This is a genomic window from Enterococcus sp. DIV1444a (assembly GCF_051712125.1).
In the GTDB taxonomy this organism is placed as follows: Bacteria; Bacillota; Bacilli; order Lactobacillales; family Enterococcaceae; genus Enterococcus; species Enterococcus faecalis.
This window is the reverse complement of the sequence record NZ_JBIOOG010000001.1, coordinates 2,581,988-2,598,761: the sequence shown is the minus strand read 5'-3', so window position 1 is coordinate 2,598,761 and position 16,774 is coordinate 2,581,988. Positions and strand designations below refer to the sequence as shown.

The following is a 16,774-nucleotide window of genomic DNA, read 5'->3' as shown; positions in this document are numbered from 1 at the left end:
AATCTGAAGGAGGATTTTTTAGGTGAATGTAACAGAAATCAGCGCAGGTCAGTTCCAGGAAATGGTCCAGGCAGGTGCGACTCGTCTGCATACAAACGCAGAATATGTCAACTCATTAAACGTTTTCCCTGTACCCGATGGTGATACAGGAACAAATATGAACTTATCAATGACCAGTGGTGCAAAGGCTGTGGCCGATTCTCGCTCTGAAAAAGTAGGAGAATTAGCAGGTGCGTTATCCAAAGGGTTACTAATGGGGGCTCGTGGAAATTCTGGGGTTATTTTATCTCAATTATTCCGTGGCTTCTCAAAACAAATTCCTGAGGTTACAACATTAAATGCCAAAGACTTGGCCGCTGCCTTTACACATGGTGTAGAAACAGCTTATAAAGCAGTGATGAAACCCGTTGAAGGAACAATCTTAACTGTTTCTCGTGAAGCAGCGCGTTCAGGTGAACGTAAAGCGAAAGAAACAGATGACTGTATCGAAGTCATGACAGCTGTTGTAGCAGGTGCCAAACGTGCCTTAGCGAAAACACCTGATTTATTACCTGTCCTAAAAGAAGTCGGCGTTGTAGATAGTGGAGGTCAAGGACTACTATTTATCTATGAAGGATTTTTAGAAGCACTTAGTGGTGAATTTTTACCAACTGAGACATATGAACCAAGTCCTGCCGAAATGGACGAAATGGTGAATGCTGAACATCACCGTGGTGTTAGTGGCCACGTTGCGACAGAAGACATTAAATTTGGCTATTGTACAGAAATTATGGTTCGTATCGGCGAAGGCCCAACTGTGGACAGCGCTTTTGATTATGAAACATTCAGAAACTACTTAAATGAACTAGGCGATTCTCTATTAGTCGTTAACGATGACGAAATTATCAAAGTTCACGTACACACTGAGCATCCAGGTGAAGTGATGAACTACGGCCAAAAATTTGGTTCGTTAGTAAAAATAAAAGTAGACAATATGCGTTTACAACATGAAACGTTAGTTGAACGCGATGCTCAGCAAGAAGCGTTGACTGAAAAAGTTCGCGTACCGTTTGCTGTGATTGCTATTGCAGCCGGTGAAGGCGTTCAAGAATTATTCCGAAGTTTAGGTGCAAGCTACATTATTAGTGGTGGCCAAACAATGAACCCAAGTACGGAAGATATTTTAAAAGCAGTCAAAGAAGTGAATGCAGAGCAAGTCATTATTTTACCAAACAACAAAAACATCTTTATGGCGGCTGATCAAGCAGCAGAAGTTGCCGATGTACCAGTAGCAGTTGTTCCATCTAAAACCATTTCTCAAGGGATGACAGCAATGTTAGCTTTCAATGATCAACAATCATTAGAAGAAAACAAAGCAAGTATGACGGAAATGTTAGACAGCGTTGTGAGTGGTCAAGTAACCACAGCCGTTCGTGACACAACAATTGATGACGTTGAAATTAAAAAAGATGACTTCTTAGGAATGATTGATGGTAAAATCGTTGTATCTGAAGCAGATCGTTTTAATGCATCATTAGACACGTTGAACCGCATGATTGATGAAGACACTGAAATCGTGACAATTATTGTCGGCGAAGATGGTTCGGTTGAAGAAGCGGAAAAGCTAATTGCTATTTTAGTTTCTGAAAACGATGAACTAGAAACAGAACTTCATGAAGGTGGACAACCTGTATATCCATACTTATTCTCAGCAGAATAGGTTTTCATGATGAAGAAATAAAAACAAATAGGCTGGTTTATTAGCTAGGGCTAATGAACCAGCCTATTTAATGAATGATCCATTTTTTTGCGTATATTAATGAGGAGGGGATTTTATGGACATCACAGATTTAGTCAGCGTATTGCCCGGTGTTGGCCCAAAACGTGCTGAAAATTTACAAGAACTGGGGATTACTACAATTGAAGACTTATTGACGTACTATCCCTTCCGCTACGATGATATCCAAGAAAAGGATTTAAGTGAGATTCAGGATCAGGAAAAAGTTACGCTAAAGGGACTAGTGGTTTCGGAGGCAGTCGTTAGTCGGTACGGTTATAAGAAGAGCCGGTTAACGTTTCGAATGATGCAAGAACATGCGGTCATTAATGTTTCCTTCTTCAACCAACCTTTTTTAAAAGACAAAGTAGTTCTTTCCGAAGAAATTGCTGTTTATGGCAAGTGGGATGCCAAGAGAAAATCATTGAATGGCATGAAAATCTTAGCTTCTAAAGGAGACAATGAAGATTTCGCCCCCATTTATCATGTGAATAAAAAAGTCCGCCAAAGCACGTTGGTTCAGTTAATCCGCACTGCTTTTGAAGAGTATGGTTCGCTGATTGAAGAGATTTTACCGAATGATTTATTAGAAAAGTACCGCTTGATGCCTAGAAAAGAGGCAATGTGGGCGATGCATTTTCCCAATAATCCAGAGGAAAGCCATCAAGCCAAACGCCGAGTAGTCTTTGAAGAGTTTTTCCTTTTCCAACTTAAAATGCAAGGGCTGAAGAAACAAGAAAAAGCGGAAAAAAATGGTTTAGCCATTCAATATGACGTGGATCGCTTAAAAACATTCACACAAGGACTGCCTTTTGAATTGACAGGTGCCCAAAAAAAAGTGACCAATGAAATTTGTCGAGACTTGCGAAGTCCGAAGCATATGCAACGATTGCTTCAAGGTGACGTGGGGAGTGGGAAAACGGTAGTGGCTGCGATTGCGCTATACGCCACCATGACCGCTGGCTTTCAAGGAGCGTTGATGGTTCCGACTGAAATTTTAGCGCAGCAACACATGGAAAGCTTACAGCAGTTGTTTAATCCATTAGAAGTTCGAACGGCCTTATTAACAGGTTCCACCAAAACGAAAGAACGTCGTCTAATTCTCGAAGAACTGGCCAATGGCGAGATTGACATTGTGGTAGGGACCCATGCTTTGATACAACAAGATGTCAGTTTCCATCAATTAGGTTTGGTAATCACCGATGAGCAACATCGTTTTGGTGTGAATCAGAGAAAAATATTAAGAGAAAAAGGCTTAAAACCAGATGTTTTATTCATGACGGCCACTCCGATTCCTCGAACGTTGGCAATTACAGCCTATGGCGAAATGGATGTATCAATCATTGATGAAATGCCAGCTGGACGGATTCCAATCGAAACACGTTGGATTCGGCCACCGCAGTTAGATACTGTTTTAGAATGGATGGAAAAAGAGCTGGCTCGAGGACACCAAGCTTATATTATTTGTCCCTTGATTGAAGAATCAGAAGCCTTAGATGTGAAAAACGCAACAGAAATTTTTGAACATATGCAAAGCTTTTATTCCCCAAGATATCAAGTGGGATTACTACATGGTAAAATGAAAAATCAAGAAAAAGATGACATTATGCAGGAGTTCAAAGACAATCAGCTGCAATTATTGGTTTCTACCACCGTTATTGAAGTTGGCGTGAATGTACCAAATGCCACGGTGATGTTAATTATGGATGCGGACCGGTTTGGGTTAGCACAGTTACATCAGTTACGGGGACGTGTGGGGCGTGGCTCCAGTGCTTCTTATTGTATTTTAGTGGCCAATCCGAAAAATGAAATGGGCGTTGAGCGTATGAAAATCATGACAGAAACCACCAATGGTTTTGTCTTGAGTGAGCGTGATTTGGAACTTCGCGGACCTGGGGAAGTGTTCGGTGCACGGCAATCAGGGGTGCCTCAATTTGCGGTAGGAGATATCGTGACGGACTTTAACATTTTAGAAGTTGCGCGCCAAGAAGCAAGTGCCCTATGGCAAGTGAAAGAGTGGTGGCAATATCCTGCTTACCAAGGCTTAGCCAATCGAGTGAAACCCCAAGATGAGGCGGCCCAATTTTTCGATTAGAAGAGGTAATTTTTGAAGCCAGAAAGTAAAAGCCAATGCGTATTTCTTTAAAAAAAATATGTTATACTTGTTAGGAAACAAAAAAGTAGGAGGGAATCACTCATGAAAATTGCTGTAGATGCAATGGGTGGAGATAACGCCCCACAAGCAATTGTTGAAGGGGTTATGCTAGCCAAACAAGACTTCCCAGACATTGAATTTCAATTATATGGAAAAGAAGCCGAAATAAAAAAATACATCACCGATGAAAAAAACATTACGATTATTCATACCGATGAAAAAATTGCTAGTAACGATGAGCCAGTTAAAGCAATCCGTCGTAAGAAAACGGCTTCCATGGTTTTAGCAGCGCAAGCAGTTAAAAATGGGGAAGCCGATGCGATTTTTTCTGCCGGCAACACCGGAGCGCTATTAGCAGCGGGTCTGTTCATTGTCGGCCGCATCAAAAATGTGGAACGTCCCGGTTTGATGTCAACTTTACCTGTCATGGGAGAACCAGACAAAGGGTTTGACATGTTAGATTTAGGAGCCAATGCAGACAATAAACCAGAACATTTGGTTCAGTATGCCGTTTTAGGTTCATTCTATGCTGAAAAAGTTCGGAACGTTCAGAATCCTCGTGTCGGTCTATTGAATAACGGAACTGAAGAAACCAAAGGCAGTGAATTAACGAAAAAAGCCTTCGAATTGTTAGCAGCTGATGAAACGATTAATTTTGTCGGAAACGTTGAAGCACGAGAATTATTAAATGGCGTAGCTGACGTGGTGGTGACAGACGGCTTCACAGGAAATGCCGTTTTGAAATCCATTGAAGGCACCGCTATGAACATGATGAGCTTACTGAAAACAGCGATTCTTTCTGAAGGTGTCAAAGGAAAAATGGGCGCCTTGTTATTAAAGAATGCGCTACATGGCATGAAAGATGAAATGGACTACTCAAAACATGGGGGGGCAGTTTTATTTGGCTTAAAAGCGCCAGTCATTAAAACGCATGGGGCTACGGGTCCTGATGCCGTCCGCTATACCATTCGTCAAATTCATACAATGTTAGAAACCCAAGTTGTCCCACAATTAGTGGAATATTATGAAGGCAAAGCAGAGTAATTTGCAATTGTCTTGACATCAGTTTGTTACTCAAATGAAAAAAAGATGGACAAATACCTAAATTGTGAGTACAATGTATCTTAGCGTTTTAGTAAAAGAAAGAACCTTTTTTCAAAAGCAGTGGAGGTGAATACAGTTGACTCGTGAAGAAGTACTTCAAAAAGTAGCGAAGATTATCTCAAACCACTTTGATATTGAAGCGGATCAAGTAACAGATCAATTAAACATTAAAGATGATTTGAACGCTGACTCAATTAGCGTAATGGAGTTTGTTTTAGAACTTGAAGATGAATTTGGAACAGAGATTTCAGATGAAGATGCAGAAAAAATTGAAACAGTTGGTGCCGCTGTAGATTATATTGTGAGTAATTCATAAAAAATAATAAGACAAAGTCGATTAACAGTCCTGTTAATCGACTTTTTTTTTGCGTACATAATGGTTCTTTTATTAAGCAATAAGACTATTTTTACACATATTTTTGTAAAAAAAATCATACATGTAAAAAAATAACTGCGAAAAAAGTTATTTTATCTTGCTTTTTATGGAATAATTCTATAAAATTATGAAAAAACAATGAGCTGTAAATTAACATTGATAAAAATTAGAAAGTGCTATCATTAAATATTAGTTAATTTATATAATGTTTTTGAAAGGACGTAAGGGGTGCGTATGGATGCAAGGAAATGAACAATTACTAGAGGTTTCAGGATTAGAAACAGCATTTAGAATCAAAGATGATTATTATAATGCCGTCGATGATGTTTCATTTGAATTGAAGAAAAATGAGATTCTGGCAATCGTCGGAGAATCTGGTTGTGGAAAAAGTACCTTAGCAACAACGATTATGGGCTTACATGATCCCAATCATACCAAAATTACGGGGGAAATTTTATACAACAATTTAAATTTAACCACGTTTAATGAAACATTGTACAACAAAGTCAGAGGAAACGATATTGGGATGATTTTCCAAGATCCGTTGTCTGCACTGAATCCGCTCATGCGAATTGAAGACCAAATTAAAGAAAGTCTCACGTATCATACCAAAATGACCGCACAACAAAAACAAGTACGGGCCATTGAACTGTTAGAACAAGTAGGGATTCCCAACCCAGAGCGTGTCGGGAAACAGTATCCTCATGAATTGTCTGGCGGCATGCGCCAACGGGTGATTATTGCCATTGCAATCGCGTGTAAACCACCGATTTTAATTGCAGATGAACCAACAACGGCCTTAGACGTTACCATTCAGGCACAAATTCTCGATTTGTTAAAGGATTTACAAGAAGAAACGGGAAGCGGCATTATTTTAATTACCCATGACTTAGGTGTAGTTGCGGAAATGGCTGATCGTGTAGCGGTTATGTATGCGGGTCAGTTTGTAGAAGTAGCCACTGCTGAAGAATTGTTTAGTCATCCGAAACATCCATATACACGTTCCTTACTTCAGTCCATTCCCCAAGAGAATTCCGATGAAGAAGAACTTCATGTGATTGAAGGGATTGTTCCTTCGTTAACCAAATTACCTCGAAAAGGTTGTCGATTTGCCCCACGAATTCCTTGGATTGATGCATCGGAACATGAAGAAAATCCAACATTACATGAAGTTGCACCGAATCATTTTGTTCGTTGTACATGTTATAAACATTTTCATTTTAGAGACGGGGAAGGGGAAGCGTAATGACAGAAATTATTCAAATTAAAGATTTAAAAGTTCATTATCCAATTCGCAGCGGCTTCTTCAATCGAATCACTGATCATGTTTTGGCGGTTGATGGTGTGGATTTCATGATTGAACAAGGTAAAACGTATGGGTTAGTTGGTGAGTCGGGTTCTGGAAAATCAACGACAGGAAAAGCAATTATTGGTTTAGAAAAAATTACAAATGGTGAAATTATTTATCAAGGACAAGATGTAACCAAGCCGCGCAGTCGAAAAGCGATTGGATACAACAAAGATGTTCAAATGATTTTCCAAGATTCGATGTCAAGTTTAAACCCTAAAAAAAGAGTGTTAGATATTATCGCCGAACCAATTCGAAATTTTGAACGATTAAGTGACCAAGAAGAAAAGAAAAAAGTCAAAAGTTTGTTGGACATTGTGGGGATGCCAGAAGATGCGTTGTACAAATATCCTCATGAATTTTCTGGTGGGCAACGCCAACGTTTAGGCGTCGCCCGAGCGGTGGCTACTAGCCCCAAATTGATTATTGCGGATGAACCTGTTTCAGCACTGGACTTATCTGTGCAAGCACAGGTATTGAATTTTATGAAGAACATTCAACAGGAGTATGGCTTAAGTTACTTATTTATTTCCCATGATTTGGGCGTAGTTAAACATATGTGTGACAACATTGCTATTATGTACAAAGGCCGTTTTGTAGAAATCGGTACACGCCAAGATATTTACACTAATCCACAACACATTTATACCAAACGTTTACTTTCAGCAATTCCTAAAATTGACGTAGCGAACCGAGAAGCTCACAAAGAAGAACGAAGAAGAGTTGAGCAAGAATATCGGGAAAATCATAAAGACTATTATGATGAAAATGGGCGGGTTTATGACTTACATGCGATTAGTCCAACCCACCAAGTAGCGTTAAAAAATGGAGGTGCTGAATAATGTGGAAAACAATTTTACGCCGTTTGTTATTGATGATTCCGCAAGTGATTATTTTAAGTGTCTTGATTTTCCTGTTGGCTAAAATGATGCCAGGTGATCCGTTTACAGGATTGATTAATCCGAACCAAGACCCGAAAGTGATTGAAGCCATGCGCGAAGCTGCCGGGTTAAATGATCCTTGGTACGAACAATATTTCCGTTGGATTGGCAATGCCTTACATGGGGATTTTGGGCATAGTTTTATCTTTAAATTACCTGTGTCTACACTCATTGCTGGTCGGGTGGGGAATACGATTGCATTAGCTGCTGTATCAGTCATAATCACGTATTTAATCGCCATTCCTTTCGGTTTAATTGCTGGCCGTTACCAAAATTCATGGTTTGACAAAATGGTGGTTATCTACAACTTCTTCAGTTTTGCTGTGCCATTATTCATCTTTGCCTTGATTATGCTCTTTATTTTTGGGTATCGCTTAGACTGGTTCCCAACGAGTGGAACCGTGACTGTCGGTTTGGCTGAGGGAACGTGGCCGTATTATTTAGATAAACTGAAGCATTTAATTTTACCAGGGGTCACTCAAGCGTTGCTGGGGACAGCGGTCACTATTCAATATTTGCGCAGTGAAGTGATTGATGTTAAAAACATGGACTTTGTTCGTACTGCTCGTTCAAAAGGAGTGCCAACGAATAAAATTTTTAATCGACACATTTTTAGAAATGCAGCATTACCAATTGCCTCTCAATTAGGTTATGAAATTACTGCTTTGATTGCCGGATCAGTCGTTATTGAAAAGATTTTTGCTTTCCCAGGAATTGGAAAATTATTTATTGATAGTATCATTCAACGTGACTATTCCGTTATTACCGCTCTCGTGTTGATTTTGGGATTGGCAACCCTTATCGGAACCTTAATTTCTGATATTGTAATGAGTATTGTTGATCCAAGAATTCGAATTCAGTAGAAAAAACACGAAGAAAGGGTGATAAAAATGGAATTGACAGAAGAAAAAAGAGAAGAAGTCTTACAAGAAAGTATTCCGCCAATGGGCTTTCGGATGATTGCGCGAGAATTCGTCAAAGAAAAAATGGCGATGTTTTCTTTAATCCTTTTGGTCATTATCTTATTAGCCGTTTTTATCGGTTCGTTAGTGTTAGACCAAAGTGCCGTTATGCATGTAAGTATTTTAGATAAATATGCGGAACCAGGTACCGTTACAATGAATGGCACCAAGTTCATTTTAGGTGCCGATGAAGGTGGTCGTGACGTTTTAGGTCAATTGATTATCGGGGCTAGAAACTCGATTTTAATCGGCTTTGCCATTACGATTATTACGTCTATTATCGGGGTCGGTTTAGGGATTATTTCCGGTTATTATGGAGGCATGATTGATAATATTTTGATGCGTATCGTGGATTTTATTATGATTTTGCCAATTATGTTAATTATTATTGTGTTCGTTTCCGTGATTCCTAAATATAGTATCTGGTCCTTTATTTGGATTATGTGTGCGTTTTATTGGGTTGGAAAAGCACGATTGTTCCGCAGTAAAACGTTATCTGAAGGGCGCCGAGATTACGTCAGTGCCTCTAAGACAATGGGAACAAGCGATTTTAAAATTATGTTTCGAGAAATTATGCCGAATTTAAGTTCATTAATTATTACGAACTTAACGATTAATTTCGCGGCCAATATCGGGATCGAAACAACGTTAACTTTCTTAGGCTTCGGGTTACCACAAAGTGTCCCAAGTTTAGGAACCTTAATTGGCTACGCCAGCAGTGGGGATGTCTTAGTCAATAAACAATGGGTTTGGTTACCTGCATCAATTCTAATTTTAGTCTTGATGTTAAGTATAAACTATGTTGGACAAGCATTTAAGCGCTCAGCAGATGCACGACAACGATTAGGCTAATTAGCCAAAAAATGAGGGAGGAAAAGAGATGAACAAGAAACGGATTTTAGGTGCAATCACGTTAGCTTCTGTGTTAGTATTCGGGTTAGCTGCATGTGGTGGCGGCAATAAAGGCGGGGGCAATAAAGCAACGGAAACAGAAGACATTTCAAAAATGCCAATCGCTGTTAAAAATGATAAAAAAGCAATTGATGGCGGGATATTAGATGTCGCTGTAGTTATGGATACACAATTCCAAGGACTTTTCCAGCAAGAATTTTATCAAGACAACTATGATGCACAATACATGCTTCCAACGGTACAGCCATTATTTAACAATGATGCAGACTTTAAGATTGTCGATGGGGGTCCTGCGGATCTGAAATTAGATGAAGAGGCCAATACAGCAACCATTAAATTACGTGACAATTTGAAATGGTCTGACGGTAAAGATGTGACGGCAGATGACGTGATTTTCTCTTATGAAGTCATTGGTCATAAAGACTATACAGGGATTCGTTATGATGATAACTTTACGAATATTGTTGGCATGGAAGACTACCATGATGGTAAATCACCAACCATTTCTGGCATAGAAAAAGTCAATGATAAAGAAGTTAAAATCACTTATAAAGAAGTTCACCCAGGAATGCAACAATTAGGTGGTGGTGTTTGGGGTTCAGTTTTACCAAAACATGCCTTTGAAGGAATTGCTGTTAAAGACATGGAATCAAGCGATGCAGTTCGTAAAAACCCTGTAACTATTGGACCATACTACATGAGTAATATTGTGACAGGCGAATCTGTTGAATACCTACCAAATGAGCATTACTACGGTGGCAAACCTAAATTAGATAAATTAGTGTTCAAATCTGTTCCTTCTGCGAGCATTGTAGAAGCGATGAAAGCGAAACAATACGATATTGCATTATCAATGCCAACAGATACGTATCCAACATACAAAGATACTGAAGGGTATCAAATCTTAGGACGTCCCGAACAAGCCTACACGTATATTGGCTTTAAAATGGGTACGTTTGACAAAGAAACAAATACAGTGAAATACAATCCAAAAGCTAAAATGGCAGATAAAAGCTTACGTCAAGCCATGGGCTATGCAATTGACAATGATGCAGTCGGCCAAAAATTCTACAACGGCTTACGAACAGGCGCAACAACGTTAATTCCACCAGTCTTCAAGAGCTTGCATGATAGCGAAGCGAAAGGCTATACGCTTGATTTAGACAAAGCGAAAAAATTATTAGATGATGCTGGCTATAAAGACGTAGACGGCGATGGCATTCGCGAAGACAAAGAAGGCAAACCACTAGAAATCAAGTTTGCTTCAATGTCAGGCGGCGAAACTGCACAACCACTTGCTGATTACTATGTCCAACAATGGAAAGAAATTGGCTTAAACGTAACGTATACAACAGGACGCTTAATTGATTTCCAAGCATTCTATGATAAATTGAAAAATGATGACCCAGAAGTAGATATCTATCAAGGCGCATGGGGCACAGGTTCAGATCCTTCACCAACCGGCTTATATGGTCCAAACTCAGCCTTTAACTATACACGTTTTGAGTCAGAAGAAAATACTAAATTACTTGATGCGATTGATTCAAAAGCATCATTTGATGAAGAAAAACGTAAAAAAGCCTTCTACGATTGGCAAGAGTATGCCATTGATGAAGCGTTTGTAATCCCAACACTTTACAGAAATGAAGTCTTGCCTGTCAACGACCGCGTAGTTGACTTTACATGGGCAGTTGATACGAAAGATAATCCATGGGCAACGGTGGGTGTCACTGCGGAAAAACGTTAAACAACGTTCCGCTGATTTAATAGAGATAGAACGAGGTCGGGACAGAAGTGTTTAACTCCGAGAAATAAGAAGGAGGTGCTTCTGTTCCAGCCGTTTATCAGTTTTTGAGCGTGGCGCAAAAATCCAAAGTGATTTTTGTCCCACGCTCTTTCTATCTCTTACGTAAACAAACGCTTTTGTCTCAGTCATAGCTCTATTTATTTATTTTTTTCTAAAAAATAATGAGAACACAGTGAATAACAGGCTTTTTCTGAATAGAACCATTTAAAAAAAGTGAAAAAAAAAGTATAATGAAACAAGGTGTAAATAAATGTAAAGGAATGTGGAGAATGGACAATCAGTTAACAACAGAGTTAAAAGAACGTTACGGCATTGTTTTCCATGATGTCAATCTATTAGAGCAAGCTTTTACTCATTCATCCTATGTGAATGAGCATCGCTATTTAAAATTATCCGATAATGAACGTCTTGAATTTTTAGGAGATGCAGTTTTAGAATTAATTGTTTCACAATATTTGTATTTAAAATTCCCAGAACTTCCAGAAGGAAAATTAACGAAGATGCGCGCAGCCATCGTTCGGGAAGATAGTTTAGCCAAATTTGCGAAAGAATGTCATTTCGACAACTACATTTTATTAGGTAAAGGAGAAGAAGCATCGGGCGGACGAACACGTGCATCATTATTATGTGACTTATTTGAAGCCTTTTTAGGTGCCCTCTACTTAGACCAAAAAGTTGGCGCAGCCAAGAAATTTATTGAAGACGTTATTTTTCCGAAAATCGATGCCGGTGCTTTTTCACATGAGATGGATCACAAAACACAATTACAAGAAGTTTTACAACGCAAAGGCGATGTTTCAATTGAATATCGCTTAATTAAAGAAGAAGGCCCTGCTCATGACCGTACCTTTTTCACCGAAGTTTACATGAATGGTGAACTCATTGGGTTAGGCCAAGGAAAATCGAAGAAGTTAGCTGAACAGGATGCCGCTGAGCGGGCACTGAAAAGTATTCCTCAGTAAGGCTGGAAGGAGCAATATTCGTGTATTTAAAACGAATTGAAATTACAGGATTTAAATCATTTGCAGATAAAACCATTATTGAATTTGAAGATGATGTGACAGCAGTGGTTGGTCCGAATGGAAGTGGGAAAAGTAATATCACGGAAGCCGTTCGCTGGGTATTAGGTGAACAATCTGCGAAAAACCTTCGCGGTGGCAAAATGAACGACATTATCTTTGCCGGTTCGGAAGGTCGTAAGCCGCTAAATATTGCGGAAGTTACCGTGACGTTAGACAACAGCGACCATTATTTAGCATTGGATTACAGTGAGATTAGTGTCACCCGGCGTTTAAAACGAACAGGCGAAAGTGACTTTTTTATTAATAAACAAGCGTGCCGTTTAAAAGACATTCAAGATTTATTTATGGATTCAGGGTTAGGCAAAGAATCTTTTTCAATTATTTCGCAAGGGAAAGTTGAAGCGATTTTTAATAGTAAACCTGAAGACCGTCGAGGGATTTTTGAAGAAGCAGCGGGCGTTTTAAAATACAAACAACGGAAGAAAAAGGCTGAACAAAAGCTTTTTGAAACCGAGGACAATTTAAGCCGTGTTCAAGATATCATTTACGAGTTGGAAGACCAATTGGTTCCTCTAGCTGCTCAAGCAGATGCGGCTAAAAAGTATTTAGCTTTGAAAGAAGAACTTACCGAAATTGATGTCAATTTAACTGTGACCGAAATTCAAGAAGCAAAAGCTATTTGGGAAACGAAAACGCAAGAATTAACAGCCATTGAAGAAAAGTTAGCTGGCGCAAGTAAGCAAGTCCATGACTTAGAAGGCAAATTGGTACGTTTACGAAGCAAGCGCAATCGTTTAGATGAACAAATTGAAACGGAACAACAACAATTATTACAAGTGACAGAAGCGTTGAAACAAGCAGAAGGACAAAAAAATGTTTTAATTGAACGTTCCAAACACACCTCCCAAACGGCAAGCGAATACGAAGAGACATTGGCAGAAACGGCCGAAAAAATTGTTCGTTATCGAGAAGAATTGCAGACGCTGGAAACAGCAATCGCAGAAAAAACGGCACAACGTCAGACGTTAAAAGAAGCATTGGCTTTGGCAACGAAAGATGTGGAAAAATATAGTAAGTCTTCTAAAGAATTGATGGAAGAGTTGCGCAGTCAGTATGTGGAAGTCATGCAAGAACAAGCCAATACAGCCAATGACTTAAAATATTTAGAACGACAATATCAACAAGAAACAGCTAAAAATCAACAATCGCTAGCAAAACATGAAGCGCTAGAAGAACAGATGGTTGAAGCTCTCGCAATGAAAGAGACGCTAGAAAAAGAGCAAAAAGTCGCAAAACAAGGCTTACAAGAACAGCTGGAAGAATACACAGCGTTGAAAGCAACGCTTGAAGCTAAACGTGAACGATTAGCACAGCGTCAAAACGATATGTACCAAGCGATGAATCAAGTGCAACAAGCGAAGGCACGCCAAAAAAGTTTGCAAGAAATTCAGGAAAATTACGCTGGCTTCTATCAAGGCGTGAAAGCTGTATTGCGTCATAAAAACCAATTAACTGGGATTGTTGGTGCAGTGGCTGAGTTAATTGAAGTGCCTAAAGAATATACGTTGGCGATTGAAACGGCCTTAGGTGGCGCGGCGCAACATATTGTTGTGGAAAATGAGAAAGATGGTCGAGCAGGTATTACCTTCTTAAAACAACAACACAGTGGCCGGGCAACCTTTTTACCATTGACCACCATTAAGCCGCGCTCTGTATCAGCGATGGTTCAGAATCGTTTGGCCGGTGCACCGGGCTTCATAGGGATTGCCAGTGAGTTAGTTCGTTATCCAGAACAAGTACAAACCGTTATTCAAAATTTATTAGGTGTCACGATTTTAGCGGCAGATTTAACGAGTGCCAACCAGTTAGCAAAATTAGTCAATTACCAATATCGCGTTGTCTCATTGGAAGGCGATGTGATGAATCCTGGCGGTTCGATGACTGGGGGAGCCAATAAACGTGGCAACCAAGGAAGCCTATTTTCACAAGCGCAAGAACTTCAAACAATTACTGAACAAATGACTCAATTAGAAACACAACTAAGAAGTGTAGAACAAGAAGTCCAAGCGCTCTCGCAAGAAGTGAAAACAGCCACGGAACGTGCAGAAATGTTGCGCTCTGCTGGTGAACAAAATCGTTTAAAACAACAAGAAATTGACAATAAATTAGCCAATCAAACAGAAACGATTACTCGTTTAACAAAAGAAAAACGCTTGTTTGAATATGAATCACGGGAATTGCATCAATTCTTAACCGAATATCAAGCGAAAAAAGCCACATTGACAGAGCAACAAGCAAGCTTAACGGCAACGAAAGAACGTTTAGATGCTGAAATGAAACAAGTGGAACAAGAAGCTAGCCAAATGGAAACCTTTAAAGCCCAAGCGCAAGAACGCTTGACGACAGTTCAAGCAGAACAAGCAGTAGCGGCGGAACAATGTGCCCATTTTGCTCGTCAAAAGCAAGACAAACAAGAACAATTGGACGAATTGTTGATTCGAGAAACGGCCATCCGTCAACAGCTACAACAACTAAGTAGCCATTCTAGCGATCACCAGTTAACCGAAGAAGGCTTAGCGGCACAAGTCGCGCAATTAGCGGAGAAACAAACAGCGTTGCAAACATCTTTACAAACGGCACGCAGTCAACGACAAGCGTTACAAGAAGAAGTAGACGAGTTAGATACAAAATTAGCGGAAGAAAACAAACGCCAACAACAGTATTTAGCAGATAAAACACAAATCGAAGTCCTAAAAAATCGCGCAGAAATGCAATTAGATAGCTCATTAAGTTACTTACAGGAAGAATACAGCTTAACCTTTGAAGCTGCCTATGAAGCGTATTTCCCAATCGATGATTTGGTGCAAGCGCAGCAAACAGTGAAGCGCCTAAAACAAGAAATTGAGCGGTTAGGACCCGTTAACTTAAGTGCCATCGAGCAATTTGAACAAGTCGATGAACGTCACCAATTTTTAGTCAGTCAACGAGATGATTTATTAAATGCGAAAGAACAATTATTTGAAACCATGGATGAAATGGACCAAGAAGTGAAAGAACGGTTTAAAGAAGTCTTTGAAGCAATTCGTGGCCAGTTCAAAGTGGTATTTCCTAATATGTTTGGTGGCGGACGGGCAGAACTGGTGCTAACCAATCCAGAGGATCTCTTGAATACAGGGATTGAGATTGAGGCACAACCACCAGGGAAAAAATTACAACATTTAAGTTTGTTGTCTGGAGGCGAACGGGCATTAACGGCGATTGCGTTACTCTTTTCAATTATTCGTGTTCGACCTGTTCCGTTCTGTATTTTAGATGAAGTAGAAGCAGCTTTAGATGAAGCCAACGTTGCTCGTTTTGGCCATTATTTAAGCGAATTTGAAGATGGCACACAGTTTATTGTAGTGACACATCGTAAAGGAACAATGGAAGCCGCAGATGTTTTATATGGCGTGACTATGCAAGAATCTGGGGTTTCAAAAATCGTTTCAGTTCGTTTGGAAGAGGTCAAAGAAGGTGGCGCAATTGAAAAAAGCAAGTAGCCAGAAGCAAGGAGGAGCGAACGTTTGATAAAATTAGTTGCTATTGATTTAGATGGAACATTATTAAATAGCCAAAAAGAGATTTCTTTACGGAATAAACAAGCACTGATGGCTGCGAAACAAGCAGGAGTGAAAGTTGTTATCTGCACAGGTCGACCTTTGGCAGCCATTGGTCCTTACTTAGAAGAATTAGGGTTACAAGATGAAGGCGATTATAGCATTACTTTTAACGGTGGGTTGGTTCAAAAAAATGATACAGGGGCCATTATTGAGAAAACACTGATGCCTTTGGAAGCAATTCATGAGCTCTACCAATTAGCAACCACACTCAACATGCCGTTTGATGTCTTATCAGATGAGGTCGTGATGCAACTGCCTTCTGCACCAAATTATCCTTCAATTTATAGTTCTCTAAACAAATTATTAACCTTTGAGTCCTACAAATTAGAAGAATTAACCCCAAATCGAATTTATAATAAAGTTGTTGTTGCGATTGATGAAGCGTATTTAAATGAACGCATCAAGGAAATTCCGGCCTCCTTTTATGAGCGCTTTGAAATTATTAAAACGCGAAATAACTTATTAGAATTTATGCCAAAAGGGATTACGAAAGCCTATGGTATTTCCTTGTTAGCCAAAGATTTAGGAATCCGTGCAGAAGAAATCATGACCTTAGGGGACGAAGAAAATGATTTACCGATGATCGAATACGCTGGCTTAGGTGTCGCCATGGCAAATGCGATTCCATTAGTTAAAGAAGCCGCAGATGTCGTTACAGACACGAATGACCAAGATGGTGTTGCCAAAGCGGTCGAAAAATATATTTTAACGCCGTTGGAAGGAGGCCAATAA

12 protein-coding genes are annotated in these 16,774 nt (G+C 39.6%); all 12 read left to right on the top strand.

The genetic code is table 11. The annotated features are described in order from the left end of the window. Positions 1-22 precede the first annotated feature (22 nt). The 12 genes from IGI87_RS12500 (at position 23) to IGI87_RS12445 (ending at position 16,774) form a co-directional block, all read left to right on the top strand. Positions 23-1,699 carry a DAK2 domain-containing protein gene (locus IGI87_RS12500; protein ID WP_002354936.1) on the top strand — a complete coding sequence of 559 codons (1,677 nt, stop codon included), beginning with the start codon at positions 23-25 and terminating at the stop codon, positions 1,697-1,699. A gap of 115 nt (positions 1,700-1,814) precedes the next feature. Next, positions 1,815-3,851: an ATP-dependent DNA helicase RecG gene (recG, locus tag IGI87_RS12495; protein WP_438737242.1), complete on the top strand. Its 2,037-nt coding sequence runs from the start codon at positions 1,815-1,817 to the stop codon at positions 3,849-3,851. 102 nt (positions 3,852-3,953) lie between these two features. Then, positions 3,954-4,955 carry a phosphate acyltransferase PlsX gene (gene plsX / locus IGI87_RS12490; RefSeq protein WP_438737240.1) on the top strand — a complete coding sequence of 334 codons (1,002 nt, stop codon included), beginning with the start codon at positions 3,954-3,956 and terminating at the stop codon, positions 4,953-4,955. Positions 4,956-5,091: 136 nt separating this feature from the next. Next, a complete protein-coding gene (acpP, locus tag IGI87_RS12485; protein ID WP_002354939.1) occupies positions 5,092-5,331 on the top strand; it encodes an acyl carrier protein in 240 nt (79 codons plus the stop codon). 265 nt (positions 5,332-5,596) lie between these two features. Next, a complete protein-coding gene (gene opp2D, locus IGI87_RS12480) occupies positions 5,597-6,637 on the top strand; it encodes an oligopeptide ABC transporter ATP-binding protein Opp2D (protein WP_438737238.1) in 1,041 nt (346 codons plus the stop codon). Beyond that, positions 6,637-7,581, top strand: a complete 945-nt coding sequence (gene opp2F / locus IGI87_RS12475) for an oligopeptide ABC transporter ATP-binding protein Opp2F (protein ID WP_002383246.1) — start codon at positions 6,637-6,639, stop codon at positions 7,579-7,581. Before opp2D ends, opp2F begins: the two co-directional genes overlap by 1 nt. Next, the gene (gene opp2B / locus IGI87_RS12470) at positions 7,581-8,543 is read left to right on the top strand and encodes an oligopeptide ABC transporter permease Opp2B (protein ID WP_002354943.1); all 963 of its coding nucleotides are present in this window, start codon (positions 7,581-7,583) and stop codon (positions 8,541-8,543) included. The genes opp2F and opp2B overlap by 1 nt, the downstream gene beginning before the upstream one ends. Positions 8,544-8,570: 27 nt before the next feature. Beyond that, positions 8,571-9,494: an oligopeptide ABC transporter permease Opp2C gene (opp2C, locus tag IGI87_RS12465; protein WP_002365358.1), complete on the top strand. Its 924-nt coding sequence runs from the start codon at positions 8,571-8,573 to the stop codon at positions 9,492-9,494. A 28-nt stretch (positions 9,495-9,522) separates the two neighbouring features. After that, positions 9,523-11,301 carry an oligopeptide ABC transporter substrate-binding protein Opp2A gene (opp2A, locus tag IGI87_RS12460; protein ID WP_438737236.1) on the top strand — a complete coding sequence of 593 codons (1,779 nt, stop codon included), beginning with the start codon at positions 9,523-9,525 and terminating at the stop codon, positions 11,299-11,301. A gap of 329 nt (positions 11,302-11,630) precedes the next feature. Further along, complete coding sequence (rnc, locus tag IGI87_RS12455) at positions 11,631-12,323, top strand: ribonuclease III (protein WP_002354946.1); 693 nt, start codon at positions 11,631-11,633, stop codon at positions 12,321-12,323. A gap of 20 nt (positions 12,324-12,343) precedes the next feature. Further along, complete coding sequence (smc, locus tag IGI87_RS12450) at positions 12,344-15,922, top strand: chromosome segregation protein SMC (protein ID WP_438737234.1); 3,579 nt, start codon at positions 12,344-12,346, stop codon at positions 15,920-15,922. 24 nt (positions 15,923-15,946) lie between these two features. Next, positions 15,947-16,774: a Cof-type HAD-IIB family hydrolase gene (locus tag IGI87_RS12445; RefSeq protein ID WP_002359053.1), complete on the top strand. Its 828-nt coding sequence runs from the start codon at positions 15,947-15,949 to the stop codon at positions 16,772-16,774.